The sequence below is a fragment of the Micromonospora sp. NPDC005707 genome (assembly GCF_040631005.1).
In the GTDB taxonomy this organism is placed as follows: Bacteria; Actinomycetota; Actinomycetes; order Mycobacteriales; family Micromonosporaceae; genus Micromonospora.
Genome location: NZ_JBEXYR010000003.1, coordinates 478,864 through 493,152, shown reverse-complemented (window position 1 = coordinate 493,152; position 14,289 = coordinate 478,864). Strand labels below are relative to the sequence as shown.

The following is a 14,289-nucleotide window of genomic DNA, read 5'->3' as shown; positions in this document are numbered from 1 at the left end:
GGGCCGACCCCACACGGCTTGGCCAGACCAGCGGCGGAGCATTTCCCAGCTGTTCCGACGGCTGAAACCCTCACCCTCTACTAGAGGCTTAGAGCGATGTCAACCACTGATCTCTTCGGGGCAACGTATGCGCCGCCGCGCGCTGAGCCAAGGACCTTTCCGGCGTGTCGCCCATGGAGCGGGCCGGCTCACCCCGGCTGACCGGCGGATCACTGGAAGGTGACCACGTCCGGCGCGCTGACGTCGATCGTGTCGGCCTTCCGACCGAGCAGGGCGGTGGCCACCTTGGACTTGTCCGGGCTGCGGGTCGCGTCGCCCCAGACCACCTTCCGGTCGTCGCGCAGCAGCAGGGTGATCCGGGCCAGCCCGGCCACGTCCACCGCGACCAGCTCCGCGCGCAGCTTCGGGCTGAGCGCCGCGAGCACGTCCAGCCCGGCGCGGGTGCCGGGATCGTCGGGGGCCGGGCTGCCGACCCGGACGACCGGCAGCCCGGCGGGGGCCTGGTCCAGGCTCTGGAAGACCACACCGGCCCGGTCCACGACCGCCCAGCGCTCGCCCTGCGGCACGGCGGCCACCGGGGTCCGCTCGACCACCCGGATCACCAGGGCGCCCGGCCAGTCCCGCTCCACCGTGGCCCGCTCCACCGCGGCGAGCGTGCCGACCCGGCGGGCGGTCGCGGCCAGGTCCACCCGGGCCAGCGGAGCGTCGTCCGGCACGGCCGCCGCGTCGCGCACCTCGACCGGGGTCACCAGCGTCGCGCCGACCACCCGCACCTCCCGGACACCGAACAGGCCGGTGCCCAGCACGGTCCAGGCGACCAGCCCGGCGACCGCCAGCACGGCGACCGTGACCGCCCAGGGCAGCGCGGCGCGCATCCGCCGCTGCCGGGCCCGGGCCATGAAACGCCGGGTGGACGGGGGTACGGCGTCCGCGCCCGCCCGGACCAGCTGCCACCGCCGGGCCGGGCTGCGCCGACCGGCCCCGCCGTCCTGGCCGGGGGTGCGGCCGCGGGCCGGGCCGGGGCTCATCCGGCCGTGGCCGCCGCGCCGTCCGGGTCGACGCCGCTGCCGATCGCCGCGGCGCCACCGGTGCGGGCCAGCAGGGCGTCGAGCAGCTGGTCGCCCATCAGCGAGATCGGCGGCGCGCCCATGGTGACCACCACGTCACCCGGCCGCGCCCGGCGGGCCACCTCGGCCGGCACGTCGTCCCACGCCTCGACGAAGACCTTCCGGTCCGGAGGCAGCGGCACCACCTGCAGCAGCGCGGCCGAGCCCTCGCCGGGCTGCCGCAGCTCACCCGGCCCGAAGACCTCCAGCAGCACCAGCTCGTCGGCGATGCCGAGGGCGGCGGCGATCTCCGCCTGGAGGTCGCGCGTGCGGTAGAGCCGGTAGGGCTGGAACACCACGATCAGCCGGCCCTCGCCGGCCACCTCGCGGAGCGTCTGCAGCGCCAGCGTCATCGAGGTCGGGTGGTAGGCGTACTCGTCGTAGACCAGCACGCCGTCCGCGACGCCCTTGCGCTCGAAGCGCCGCCGCACGCCGGGGAACGCGCCGAGCGCGGCCTCCGCCGCCGTGATCGGCAGCTCCAGCAGGTACGCGGCGAGCACCGCCGAGGCGCTGTTGAGCCCCATGTGCCGCCCCGGCACCGGGAGCCGGATCTCGCCCAGCGACCGGCCCTCGATCTCGGCCAGGTAGCGCACCCCCTGCGCGGAGGAGGCCATCCCGCTCAGCCTCAGGTCGGCGTCGGCGGACTCGCCGTACGTCCAGACCCGGCGCCCCTCGGCCCGCAGCGTCTCGGCCAGCCGCCGCCCGCCCGGGTCGTCGGCGCAGGTGACGATGAAGCCCTCCGGGTCGGTGAGCCGGGCGAACTCGGCGAAGGTCGCCTCCAGGTTGGCCAGGTCGCCATAGGTGTTGAGGTGGTCGGCCTCGATGTTCGTGATGATCGACACGTACGGGCGGTAGATGAGGAACGAGCGGTCGCTCTCGTCCGCCTCGACCACGAAGTATTCGCCCGTGCCGTGGTGCGCGCCCGAGCCGACCTCGGAGATCTCGCCGCCGATCACGAAGGACGGGTCGGCGCCGGCCTGCTGGAGCACCATGGTGACCATCGAGGTCGTGGTGGTCTTGCCGTGGGTGCCGGCGACCGCCACGGTCGCGCGGCCGGTCATGGCGGCGGCGAGGGCCTCGGAGCGGTGCAGCACCCGCAGCCCGCGCCGGCGCGCCTCCACCATCTCCAGGTGGTCCTGCGGGATGGCCGAGGAGTAGACGACCGTGTCCACGCCGTCGAGGTTGGTCGCCTCGTGGCTCATGTGGATGGTGCCGCCCAGCGCCCGCAGCCCGGCCAGGGAGGGCCACTCCCGCAGCTCGCTGCCGGAGACCGGCAGGCCCCGGGTGAGGAAGAGCCGGGCCAGGCCGCTCATGCCGACGCCGCCCACGCCGATCAGGTGGATCCGGCCCAGGTCCTCCGCGGTCATCGTGCCGGCGGGGGTGAACTGCGCGGTGTTCATGAGACGTACCTTCCGGTCGCGGCGGCCATCACTGCGCCACCGTTGTTCGCGACTGCGGGGCTCGCCGGCTCACTCCTCGCGCTCACCGGCTCACCGCCTCGTAGACGAAGTTCAGCAGGGCCACGTCGCCGTCGCGCCGACCGTACGCGGCCGCGGCCGCGCCCATCGCGGCGAGCCGCTGCGGGTCCCGGACCAGCGGGATCACGGTGCGCTCCACCCAGGCCGGGGTCACCTCGGCGTCGTCGACGAGCAGCCCGCCGCCCGCCTCCACCACGGGCAGCGCGTTGCGCTTCTGCTCCTGGTTGCTGTGCGGGTAGGGCACGTAGATGGTGGGCAGGCCGATGGCGGCCACCTCGGCGCAGGTCATGGCGCCGCCGCGGCCCAGCATCAGGTCGGCGGCCGCGTAGCCCAGCTCCATCTCGGACAGGTAGGGCAGGGTCACATAGGGCACCGGCAGGTCGGTGGGGACCGAGACCGGCTCGTTGCGGGCGCCGATCACGTGCAGCACCTGCACGCCGTTTCGGGCCAGCTCCTTGGCCGCACCGGAGACCGCCAGGTTGATCGAGCGGGCGCCCTGCGAGCCGCCGGCCACGAAGAGCACCGGCAGGTCGGGACGCAGCCCGAAGTGGGCGCGGGCGGCGTTGCGCACGGCGGCCCGGTCCAGCCCGGCGATGCCCCGGCGCAGCGGCACCCCGACCACCCGGGCGTCGCGCAGCGACTCGGCCTGTGCCGGCTGGTGCGGGAAGCCGACCGCGACGTTCTTGGTGAACTTCATGCCGAGCCGGTTGGCCACGCCCGGCGGCACGTTCACCTCGTGGATGACGATGGGCAGCTCGCGCCGCCACGCGGCCAGGTAGCCGGGGACCGAGACGTACCCGCCGAAGCCGATCACGACGTCGGCCCGCACCTCGTCGAGCACCTTGCCCGCCGCGCGGGACGCCTTCCACATCCGGTCCGGGGTGCGGACCAGGCTCATGTTGACCGAGCGGGGCAGCTGGTAGGCCGGGATCTGGCGCAGGTCGTAGCCGGCCGGCGGGATCAGCTCGTTCTCCAGCCCCTTGGGTGTGCCGAGGCAGGTGATCCGGACGCTCGGGTCGTGTCGGCGCAGGCAGTCGGCGAAGGCGAGCAACGGATAGATGTGCCCACCCGTGCCGCCTCCGCAGAGCACCACCGAACGCAGCGGACCCATCAGCGTCTCCTCTCGCTCGCCGTGCCGGCGCGCGCCCGGTCGGACCGGGCGCCGCGGGCCGCGGCCTGGTCGTCCTGCCGCCGCGGGCGGGACCGGGGCACGGACCCTCGGTCCGCCGGTGGCGGCGCCGGTCGGCGGCGCCGGCCGGGAAGCGGCGGCAACGGGGCCCACACTAGTCGGACCCACCGGGCCGGCGGACGGGCATGCAGGGCCCGGGCCGCGTCCGGCTCGGCGCGGGCGAAGGAGGCGAGCATCCCGACGGCGGCCAGGGTCACCACGAGGGCGCTGCCGCCGTCGGAGATGAAGGGCAGGGGTACGCCGGTGAGCGGCAGCAGCCCGGTGACCCCGCCGATGTTGATGACGGCCTGGCCGACCAGCCAGGCGGTGACCCCGGCGGCGGCGAGCCGGCGGAACGGGTCCTCCACCCGGCGGGCGATCCGCAGCCCGGAATAGGCCAGCACGGCGAAGAGCACCAGCACCACCGTGCAGCCGACCACGCCCAGCTCCTCGGCGATCACCGCGAAGATGAAGTCGTTGTGCGCCTCGGGCAGCCAGCCGAACTTGGCGCTGCTCTTGCCGAGCCCGACGCCGAACCAGCCGCCGTTCTCCAGCGCGAAGCGGGCCTGGACGAGCTGGTAGCAGTTCGGCAGCTGCTCGTCGAAGCAGGTCTTCGGGTCGGGTGGGTCGAGGAACGAGGTGAGCCGCCCGAGCCGGTAGTTGTCGGCGTCCCGGGATCCGGAGCCGGCGCCGAGCGACGCGGCGGCGACCAGCAGGCCCACGCCGGCCAGGCCGACCGCGGAGAGGGCGGCGAACACCCGCAGCCGCACCCCGGCCGCCCAGAGCATCCCGACCACCAGGGCGAGCAGGCAGAGCATGCTGCCCAGGTCGTTGTAGCCGACCAGCACGAAGAGCAGGCCGACCACCGGGAACAGCGGGGTGGCCAGCTCCTTCCACCAGCCGAGCGCGGCGCCCTTGCGGGCCAGCACGTGCGCGCCCCAGAGCACCAGCGCGAACTTCGCCACCTCGACCGGCTGCACCGAGATCGGGCCGACGTAGAGCCAGAGCAGCTGGGCCTTGAGCGGGCCGAGCGACTTGACGCGGAACAGCGCCTCCAGCGCGACCAGCAGGTTGAGGACCAGCAGGAGCACCACGGCCACCCCGAGGAAGGGCCGCGACACCGCCCGGAACGTCCGGCCGGGCAGCCGTTGGCAGGCCCAGAAGGCGACGATCCCGATCACCGCGAAGATCGTCTGCTTGACCAGGGACGCCGTGGCGTTCCCCTCCTCGGCGTAGTCCTTCACGCTGGTGGCCGAGAAGACCATGGTGAGGCCGATCAGCAGCAGCAGGCCGGCGCTGGAGAGCAGCAGGTAGTAGGAGGCCAGCGGCCGGGCCAGCAGGCCACGCAGCGCGGCCAGCCCGCCGGCCGCGTCCAGCCCGAGCAGCGGCCCGGGCGGGTCGGCCGGGCGGGTCGCCGCGGGCGGCCGTCGGGCCTGCGTGTCGGTCGCGCCCTCGGTGTCTCTCGCCTCCCCCACCCGCCCATCATGGCGGCTCGACCCGCCCGTCCGTGGCGCAACCGCCCGGTCGGCGTGTCGGAACGCGAAACGGCGGGATCCCTGGTAACACCCAGGGATCCCGCCGTGACGCAGCGGCAGCCGGTCAGCTCACCGCGGCGAGGAACTCGCTGTAGAACAGGCCCAGCGCGATGGCCACACCGATGCCGGCGATGATCCAGAAGCGGACCACGATGTTGACCTCGCTCCAGCCGGCCAGCTCGAAGTGGTGCTGGAGCGGCGACATGCGGAACACCCGCTTGCCGGTGGTGCGGAACGAGATGATCTGGATCACCACGGACATCGTGATGATCACGAAGAGGCCGCCGATGATCGGCAGCAGCAGGATGGTCCGGGTCGACATCGCCATGCCGGCGATCAGCCCGCCCAGGCCGAGCGCGCCGGTGTCGCCCATGAAGATCCGGGCCGGCGAGGTGTTCCACCAGAGGAAGCCGACGCAGGCCCCGGCCGCCGCGCCCGCGATCAACGCGATCTCCAGCGGGTCCCGGACCGAGTAGCAGTACGCCTCGGTGTAGTTCGGGTCGGCGCACCAGTGCCGGTACTGCCAGAAGGCGATCAGCGCGTACGCGGCGAGGACCATCACCGAGGCGCCGGTGGCCAGGCCGTCGAGGCCGTCGGTGAGGTTCACCCCGTTGGTCGCCGCCATCACCACCAGGATGATCACGATGATCGCGCCGATCTTGCCGATCTCCAGGGCCGGGATGTCCCGGATGAAGCTCAGCATGGTGCTGCCGACGGTCTCGGTGTTGGTGGCGTTGCCGCGGACGTCGGTCATGCTGCTCGGGAAGTAGAGCGCCACCACGCCGAAGATCGCGCCGACCAGGATCTGGCCGGCGAGCTTGCCGCGCTTGTTGAGGCCGCCGCTGTGCCGCTTGCGGACCTTCAGGAAGTCGTCGATGAAACCGACCGCACCGGAGAACACCATGAGCCCCAGCAGCACCAGCGCCGTGATGGTCGGCTCGACCTGGGCGATCTGCGCGTCCGGCAGGGTGGTCAGCGCCAGGTGGCCGGCGACGTACGCGATCACCGTGGCCAGGATGAAGACCACGCCGCCCATGGTCGGCGTGCCCTTCTTGCCCTGGTGCATGGCCGGGCCCTCGGCCCGGATCGGCTGGCCGGCCTTGAGCCGGGTGAACACCTTGATCGCGATCGGGGTGCAGAAGAGCGAGATGAGGAAGGCGACCCCGATGGCGACGATCACCGCCCTCATGCAGCAGACCCCTTCTCGGCGTCCGCGCGCAGCGCGTCCGCCACCTCCCAGGTGCGGTACCGGGAGCCCTTCACCAGCACCACGTCACCCGGACGTAGCTCGCTCCGCAGCACCTCGACGGCCGCCGCCTGATCGGTGAGCAGCACCGACTCTCCTCCCCAGTTGCTTACCGCTGTCGCGCCTTCGTGGATCGGCGCCGCCGGCTCGCCCACCACGAGGAGCCGGTCGACACCCAGTTCGGCCGCGAGCCGGCCGACCTGCTGGTGCCCCTCCCGTTCGAAGTCGCCCAACTCGGCCATGTAGCCGAGCACCGCGACGGTACGCCCCGTACCCCGCATGCTGGCCAGCGCCCGCAGCGCCACGCCGGTGGAGGCCGGGTTGGCGTTGTACGAGTCGTCGATGAGGATCACCCCGTCGGGGCGTTCCAGCACGTCCATCCGGCGGGTGGAGACCAGGCCCAGCTCGCCGAGGGCCACCGCCAGGTCGGCCAGGGGCAGGCCCAGCTCGCGGGCGACCGCCGCGGCGGCCAGCGAGTTGGACACCTGGTGCCGGCCGGTCAGCCCGAGCCGCACCGGCGCGCTCCCCTCCGGCGTCACGAGGGTGTACGAGGCACGGCCCCGCCCGTCCACCGTCACGTCCACCGCGCGCACGTCGGCCCGCTCGGACTCGCCGTAGCGGACCACCCGGGCCCGCGTGCGCGACGCCATGGCGTCGACCCGCGGGTCGTCGGCGTTGAGCACGGCCAGCCCGTCGGCGGGCAGCGCCTCGACCAGCTCCCCCTTGGCGAGCGCGATCGTCTCCACCGAGCCGAACTCGCCGATGTGCGCCACCCCGACGTTGAGCACCACGGAGATCCGCGGCGGCACCACCTCGCACAGGTAACGGACGTGCCCCACCCCCCGGGCGCCCTTCTCCATCACCAGGTAGCGGGTTTCCGGGCCGGCCTGCAACGCCGTGTACGGGTGCCCCAGCTCGTTGTTGAACGAGCCGGGCGGCGCCACGGTCGGGCCGAGCCGGACGGCGAGCTGGGCGATCAGGTCCTTGGTGGTGGTCTTGCCGGACGAACCGGTCAGCCCGATGACGGTCAGGCCGGGCAGCCGGTCGACCACCGCGCGGGCCAGCCGTCCCATCGCGTCGAGCGCGTCGCCGACCAGCACCATCGGCACGCCGGGGACCTCGCGGGTGCCGAGCACGGCCACCGCGCCGGAGGAGACCGCGCCGGCCGCGTAGTCGTGCCCGTCCACCTTCTCGCCCGGGAAGGCGACGAAGAGGCCGCCGGGGGTGACCTTGCGGGAGTCGAACTCCACCGAGCCGGTCACCCGGGCGTCCGGGTCGGCGGCGACGAGGCGGCCGTCGACCGCGGCGGCCACCTCGGCCAGGGTCAGCGGGATCACGGCTGCCCCACCAGGTCGCCGAAGCGGGCGCGCAACGCCTCCGCCAGCTCCACCCGGTCGTCGAACGGCAGCACCTCGCCGTTGATCTCCTGGCCGCGCTCCTGCCCCTTGCCCAGCAGCGCCACGATGTCCCCCGGTTCGGCCACCCGGACCGCCTCCTCGATCGCGGCCCGCCGGCCGGGCGCCTCGATGATCCGCGCGCCGGTGCCCGCCGCGTACGCGCCGGCCAGCACCTCGGCCCGGATCGCGACCGGGTCCTCCGTGCGCGGGTTGTCGTCGGTCACCAGCACCACGTCGGCGCCCCGCGCGGCGGTGGCCCCCATCACCGGCCGCTTGCCCCGGTCCCGGTCGCCGCCGGCGCCGAGCACGCAGATCAGCCGGCCGTCGGTCAGGTCGCGCAGCGCCACGAGGACCGCCTCGATGGCGTTCGCCTTGTGCGCGTAGTCGACGACCCCGCGTACCGGGGCGTCCCCGCTGACCAGTTCCAGCCGGCCGGGGACCCCGCCGCAGGCGGCCACGCCGCGGGTCGCGGTCGCCGGGTCGACCCCGGCGGCCACCAGGATGGCGACGGCCAGCAGCGCGTTGGCCACGTTGTGCCGGCCGGGCAGGGCCACCCCGGTGGGCAGGGCGAGCCCGTCGGGGCCGTGCACGGTGAAGCGCTGCGCGTAGCCCTCGCCGCCGATCCCGTCGGCCCACCAGGTGGCGGTCGGGTCGCCGGCCGCCGAGTAGGTCACGGTCGCCGGCTTGAGCAGCGGCCGCAGCGCCGGGTCGTCGTGGTTGAGCACCTCGACGCGGCAGCGCCCGTCGAAGAGCTTCGCCTTGGCGGCGAAGTAGTCCGCCTCGTCGGCGTGGAAGTCCAGGTGGTCGGAGCCGAAGTTGGTGTAGCCGCCGACGTCGAACCGGACCCCGCCGACCCGGCCCATGGCCAGGGCGTGGCTGGAGACCTCCATGACCACGGTGTCCACCCCGCGTTCGCGGGCCACCGCAAGCATGGCGTGCAGGTCGGTCGCCTCGGGGGTGGTCCGGACGCTGTCGATCACCAGGTCGCCGAGCCGGGTCTCCACCGTGCCGATCAGGCCGGTGGTGTGCCCGGCGGCGCGCAGCCCGGACTCGATGAGGTAGCTCGTCGAGGTCTTGCCGGCGGTGCCGGTGACGCCGATCATCGTGAGCCCGGCGGTCGGGTCGCCGTAGACGGTGGCGGCGATCTCGCCGAGCACCGCCCGGGGGTCGTCGACGACCAGCACGGGCAGGCCCGCGCCGGCGGCCAGCGCGACACCGGCCGGGTCGGTCAGCAGGGCCACCGCCCCCGCCGCGGCCGCACCGGCGGCGAACTCCGCGCCGTGCCGGCGGGCGCCGGGCAGGGCCGCGTACAGGTCGCCGGGGCGGACCTCCTGGCTGGCGTGGGTCACCCCGGTGACGGCCACCTCGGCGGCCCCCTCCGGCGGCGCGACGGCCAGCCGTGCGGCGAGGTCGCCGAGCCGGACGGGATTCACGGTCGCGGGACGTGGATTGCCGGGCACGGCGTCAGACCCTACCCGGTCGTCCGGTTCCGACCGCACAGCCGCCCCGGTGGTTCGTCGCCACTCACCGATGATGTCCCGCCCTCCCGGCTCAGTGCGGAAAGACCTCGAACTTCGGGGACTTGTTGGTCGCCGAGGGCGGCACCCGGTAGTGCCGGAGAGTGAAGGACATCATCTCCCGGAAGGCCGGCGCGGCCACCTGGCCGCCCTCACCGCCCGGGCTCCAGACGAAGACCGCCACCACGTACCGGGGATTCTCCGCCGGGGCCATCCCGATGAACGAGGCCACCTCGCCGGGCTGGCGCTTGCCGCCCTCGTAGCGCAGGCCGGTGCCGGTCTTGCCGGCCACCCGGTAGCCGGGCACCGCGGCGGCCAGGCCGGTGGCCCGCCCGTCCGGGCCGTCGACCGTGGTGACCGCCTCCAGCATCCGGCGCAGCGCGGCCGCGTTGGCCGGGCTGAGCACCGAGCGGGTGACCGGGGCGGCGCCGGGCTTCTTCTTACCGTCCGGGCCGATCACGTTCTTGATCAGGTGCGGCTGGACGTAGGTGCCGCCGTTGGCGATGGCGGCGTACGCGGCGGCCATCTGCAACGGGGTGGCGTCCACGCTGTGCCCGATCGGCACCGACCCGTACGACGAGCCGCTCCACTCGCCGGCGGGGAGCAACCGGCCGGAGGCCTCCCCGGGCATGCCCTCGCCGGTGGGCTGCCCCAGCCCGAACCGCTTCTGGTAGTCGATCAGGCGGTCCTTGCCCAGCCGGTCGGCGATCTCGATGGTCGCGACGTTGGAGGAGAAGGCGAGCATGCCCGGGATGCTCATGGTCCGCCCGTTGGCCGGGTGGGTGTCCGTGAAGGGCACGCCGCCCCTGTTGATGCTGTTGGCCACCGGAAAGGTGGTGTCCGGGGTGATCACGCCCTCCTGGAGGGCCGCGCCGTAGGTGATCGCCTTGTGGATCGAGCCCGGGTCGACGATGAAGCTGGTGGCCGCGTCCTCGCGGTCGGCCGGGGAATTGACCTTGGTCGGATCGGCGGCGTTGTAGGTGGGGAAGCTCGCCTGGGCCAGCACGTCGCCGGTGCCGACCTCCATGACCACCGCGGCGCCGACGCTGTTGCGGGTCTGCGCCATCCCCTCGGACAGGATCCGCTGCGTCCGGAACTGGACGTCGCGATCGATCGTGAGCTCCAGCGAGCTGCCCGGCTGGGCCGGGGTGGTCTGGCTGTAGCCGCCCGGGATCGGCGCGGCCAGGTCGCCCTGCCCCACCTCGTACCGCTTCCTGCCGGGCTTGCCCTCGAGGACGTCGTCGTACTTCGCCTCCAGCCCTTCGAGGCCGTTCATGTCCTGGCTGACGAAGCCGAGCAGGTTGGCGGCCAGGTCACCGCCGGGCACCTCGCGCCGCTCGTCGCGGTGCACGCCGATGCCGGCCAGCTCCAACGCCATGATCTGCTTGGCCCGGTCGATGTCGACGCCGCGTGCCAGGTACTCGAACTGCGACCAGCCGCCACCGGGCAGCTTGCGGGGCTTCATCTTCCCGGCCAGCTCCGAGGCGGGCACGCCCAGCAGCGGGGACAGCAGCCGGGCGGTGGCGGCCCGGTCCTTGACCTGCGTGGGGTCGGCGAAGACGTACCGCGCCTCGACGCTGTGGGCCAGTGGGGCGCCCGTGCGGTCGTAGATCGCCCCGCGCGGGGCGGGCAGCTCGACCACGGCGAGCCGGCTGGCGAGCCCGCCGTCGGCGTACGCCGGGGTGCTGACGGTCTGGAGGTAGACCAGCCGGATGCCGATGGTGGTGAAGAGCGCGAGCACGAGCAGGGTGCCGAGCCGCAGCCGGCGACGCGGGTCGGCGAGCTTGGGCGGGCGGCGCGGCTTGCGGACCGGCCGCCGGGCGGCGGCCGGCCGCGCGGGACGCCGAGGCCCGGACCGGCGCCGCGGCGCCGGCAGGTCGTCGTCGTCGTCGAACGGCTCGTGCACCGGCCGACCGGAGACGGTCCGCACCACACCGGCCCGGCCACCGGCCGCGGTCTCCCGGCGGCCGGCGCGGGTCGCCCCGGTCCGGCCGCCGTCGAGCACCTGCAACGCCGGGCGGAACGGGTCGCCGGAGCGGCTGCTGCGCGGGGTACGCCGTTGCTCGGCGCCACCACCGGTGCGGGCCGCGCCGCCACCCTCCCGGATGGTCCGGCCGCGCGGGGTGTACGCCCGGGCGTCGGAGATGCCGTTGACGCCCGGCTCCCGGTGCTCCGCGCCCCGCGACGAGCCGCGCCGGGAGCCCGTGGCGTCCCGGCGCGGTTCATCCGATCTCGGCGGCACTGCTCAGCCTCCGTTGCCCTGCTGGCTGGTGATCGCCGGCGCGCCCTCCACTGGGTGCGGGACGCCGATCACCTTCCCGTCCGGCAGCCGGATGTAGGCCAGCTCGTCGGAGTCGACAAGGCCCAGCTTGCGGGCGTTGGCGGTCAGGTTGCCGGGCGCCTTCTGGTCGGCGATCTCCTTCTCCAGCTGCTGCTGGTCGACGTCGAGCTTGGCCTGCTGCTGCTGGAGCTTCTCCAGCTTGAAGGCGTTCTCGTTGATCTTGGTGTTGACCGCCAGGATGCCGAGCACCCCGCCGACCACGAGCACCAGGATCAGCCCGACGAACGGCGCCCGCGGCACGCGGACCGGCGGCGGCGGGGCGACCCGCAGCCGCGGCGAGGTCGTGCCGGTGGCCTTCGGGCGCTCGGCCGGCCGCAGCGCGGCGCTGCCCTGGGTGGGGAACTCGCGCGCCCCCCGGGCGCGAGTCTCCCCCCGGCGGTCGGGCCGGTCGGCCGCCACCGTCGACGTGGTGCGCGGGGCACGCTGCGCCGCGGTCCGGCCCCCCGACCGCGGTGCGCGCTGCCCGATGCCGGTGTCCCGGCCGTCGCGCTGGTTGACGTTCATGTCCCCTCCCCCTCTTCGTCCGTCCCGTTCCCGTCCCCCGGCGCCGACCGGGGGTCCGTTCCGGACCCCGGTGACCCCGTCCCCGGTTGGTGCATCGCCTTCACCCGGCGGCGGTACCGTTCGCGGTCGGTACGCCCCTGCCGGGCCGCCTCCGGGTCGAGCCGTTCCGCGGCCCGCAGCCGCACCGAGGCGGCACGCGGGTTCGCCGCGACCTCGGCCTCCCCGGGCAGCTCCGCGCCCCGGCTCAGCAGCCGGAACGTCGGACCCGACCCGGGCAGTTCGACCGGGAGGTCGACCGGGCCCTTGCTGCGGACCCGGTCGGCGAGCGCCTGCTTGGTGAGCCGGTCCTCCAGCGAGTGGTAGGACAGGACCACCATGCGGCCGCCCACGGTGAGCTTGTCCAGAGCGGCCGGCAGCGCCGTCTCCAGCGCTGCCAGTTCCCTGTTTACCTCGATCCGTAAAGCCTGAAACGTTCTCTTTGCCGGGTGTCCCCCGGTTCGTCGGGCTGGTGCCGGAATGCTCTCCCGGACCAGCTCGGCCAGCCGCGCCGACGAGGTGATCGGCGCCCGCTCGCGCTCCCGGATGATCGCCGAGGCGATCCGCCCGGCGAACTTCTCCTCGCCGTACACCCGCAGCACCCGGGCCAGGTCCGGGTGGGAGTAGGTGTTGACCACCTCCTCGGCGGTCACCCCCCGGGTCTGGTCCATCCGCATGTCCAGCGGCGCGTCCTGCGCGTACGCGAACCCGCGGTCGGGTGCGTCCAGTTGCAGGGACGAGACGCCGAGGTCGAACAGGATCCCGTCGATCGCCGGGTAGCCCAGCCGGTCGAGCACGTCGGGCAACTCGTCGTAGACGGCGTGCTCCAGGTGGATCCGGTCGGCGAACCGGGCCAGCCGGACCCGCGCGTGGGCGAGGGCCTCGGTGTCCCGGTCCAGGCCGATCAGCACCGTGTCCGGGTGCGCCTCGAGCACCGCCTCGGCGTGCCCGGCCAGGCCGAGCGTGGCGTCGACGTGCACGGTGCGGCCGGGCCGACCCAGCGCGGGGGCCAGCAACTCGAGACACCGCTCGAGCAGCACCGGCACGTGCGTGCCGCGTAGCTCCCCCATCTCGACCCCCACTGGTTGAAACCCGCTTCCGTCCCTGCGTCCGTCGTCGTCACGGCGCCTCGCCATACCGCCAGATCCCCATCCGCTCCCGCCCGCCGGAGGCCGCGGCCCTCCGTATCGGATCGTGCGCCTGGCACCGGGGAAGGGGTGCCAGGAACTCGAAAGCGGGTGGAGATCTCGCAGTACGTCGGGCGCCGTCACGCCCTACAGACCGCCGGGCAGCACCCCCTCCTCGATGTCGGCGAAGTCGTCTTCGCTCTCCGCGAGGTAGGCCTCCCAGGCCGCCCTGTCCCAGATCTCCACCCGGGTGCTCGCGCCGATCACGACCAGGTCGCGGTCGAGCGCGGCGTACGACCGGAGGTGCCCGGGGATGGTGACCCGTCCCTGCTTGTCCGGCACCTCGTCGTGCGCGCTGGCGAAGAAGACCCGGCTGTAGGCCCGGGCCGCCTTGCTCGTCATCGGCTGCGCGCGCAACTGGTCGGCGATCCGCTGGAACTCGGGCATCGGGAAGACGTAGAGGCAGCGCTCCTGCCCTTTGGTGATCACGACACCCCCCGCCAGCTCGTCCCGGAACTTCGCCGGAAGGATCAACCGGCCTTTGTCGTCCAGGCGCGGAGTGTGGGTGCCGAGGAACATCGGCCCAACCCCCTCGCCCTGAGCGGCGTTCGCGGCGCCGCTGACCCCCCGGGCCGGTGTGGCCCTCCCGGCCTCACCATCGCGCCCCACTCTACTCCACTTCCCTCCACCCGCAACCAGAAACGCCCGCGTGGCGCGTCGTTTGCGCGCGCAAAACAGCACGTCAACGGGGGTGGGGCGGAGTGGAGGGGCGCGGCGCGCCCCGAGGGCGGTCCGCTTCCCGACATTGATCGACTCCGTCCGGCGGAGCACGCG

The 14,289-nt window shown here is 74.0% G+C and carries 11 protein-coding genes; all 11 read right to left on the bottom strand.

Annotated features, from left to right (window positions below; translation table 11 throughout):
- Window positions 1-209: 209 nt before the first annotated feature.
- On the bottom strand, window positions 210-1,028 hold the full coding sequence (locus tag ABZ452_RS07455) for an FtsQ-type POTRA domain-containing protein (protein WP_357939907.1): 819 nt from the start codon (window positions 1,026-1,028) through the stop codon (window positions 210-212).
- A complete protein-coding gene (gene murC, locus ABZ452_RS07450) occupies window positions 1,025-2,506 on the bottom strand; it encodes a UDP-N-acetylmuramate--L-alanine ligase (protein WP_357939905.1) in 1,482 nt (493 codons plus the stop codon). Before murC ends, ABZ452_RS07455 begins: the two co-directional genes overlap by 4 nt.
- 82 nt (window positions 2,507-2,588) lie before the next feature.
- Window positions 2,589-3,695 (bottom strand): undecaprenyldiphospho-muramoylpentapeptide beta-N-acetylglucosaminyltransferase, encoded by a 1,107-nt coding sequence (gene murG, locus ABZ452_RS07445; RefSeq protein ID WP_357939903.1) that lies wholly within the window; start codon window positions 3,693-3,695, stop codon window positions 2,589-2,591.
- Window positions 3,695-5,137, bottom strand: coding sequence for a putative peptidoglycan glycosyltransferase FtsW (locus ABZ452_RS07440; protein ID WP_357940079.1), 1,443 nt, complete (start codon window positions 5,135-5,137; stop codon window positions 3,695-3,697). Before ABZ452_RS07440 ends, murG begins: the two co-directional genes overlap by 1 nt.
- A gap of 214 nt (window positions 5,138-5,351) precedes the next feature.
- On the bottom strand, window positions 5,352-6,476 hold the full coding sequence (gene mraY / locus ABZ452_RS07435; RefSeq protein ID WP_357939900.1) for a phospho-N-acetylmuramoyl-pentapeptide-transferase: 1,125 nt from the start codon (window positions 6,474-6,476) through the stop codon (window positions 5,352-5,354).
- Window positions 6,473-7,870, bottom strand: a complete 1,398-nt coding sequence (gene murF / locus ABZ452_RS07430; RefSeq protein WP_357939898.1) for a UDP-N-acetylmuramoyl-tripeptide--D-alanyl-D-alanine ligase — start codon at window positions 7,868-7,870, stop codon at window positions 6,473-6,475. Before murF ends, mraY begins: the two co-directional genes overlap by 4 nt.
- A complete protein-coding gene (locus ABZ452_RS07425) occupies window positions 7,867-9,429 on the bottom strand; it encodes a UDP-N-acetylmuramoyl-L-alanyl-D-glutamate--2,6-diaminopimelate ligase (RefSeq protein ID WP_357939896.1) in 1,563 nt (520 codons plus the stop codon). Before ABZ452_RS07425 ends, murF begins: the two co-directional genes overlap by 4 nt.
- 52 nt (window positions 9,430-9,481) lie before the next feature.
- Window positions 9,482-11,689 carry a penicillin-binding protein 2 gene (locus tag ABZ452_RS07420; RefSeq protein ID WP_357939894.1) on the bottom strand — a complete coding sequence of 736 codons (2,208 nt, stop codon included), beginning with the start codon at window positions 11,687-11,689 and terminating at the stop codon, window positions 9,482-9,484.
- A 3-nt stretch (window positions 11,690-11,692) separates the two neighbouring features.
- On the bottom strand, window positions 11,693-12,292 hold the full coding sequence (locus tag ABZ452_RS07415; RefSeq protein ID WP_357939891.1) for a hypothetical protein: 600 nt from the start codon (window positions 12,290-12,292) through the stop codon (window positions 11,693-11,695).
- On the bottom strand, window positions 12,289-13,398 hold the full coding sequence (rsmH, locus tag ABZ452_RS07410) for a 16S rRNA (cytosine(1402)-N(4))-methyltransferase RsmH (RefSeq protein WP_357939889.1): 1,110 nt from the start codon (window positions 13,396-13,398) through the stop codon (window positions 12,289-12,291). The genes ABZ452_RS07415 and rsmH overlap by 4 nt, the downstream gene beginning before the upstream one ends.
- 204 nt (window positions 13,399-13,602) lie before the next feature.
- Window positions 13,603-14,034 carry a division/cell wall cluster transcriptional repressor MraZ gene (mraZ, locus tag ABZ452_RS07405; RefSeq protein WP_073831045.1) on the bottom strand — a complete coding sequence of 144 codons (432 nt, stop codon included), beginning with the start codon at window positions 14,032-14,034 and terminating at the stop codon, window positions 13,603-13,605.
- Window positions 14,035-14,289: the final 255 nt, after the last annotated feature.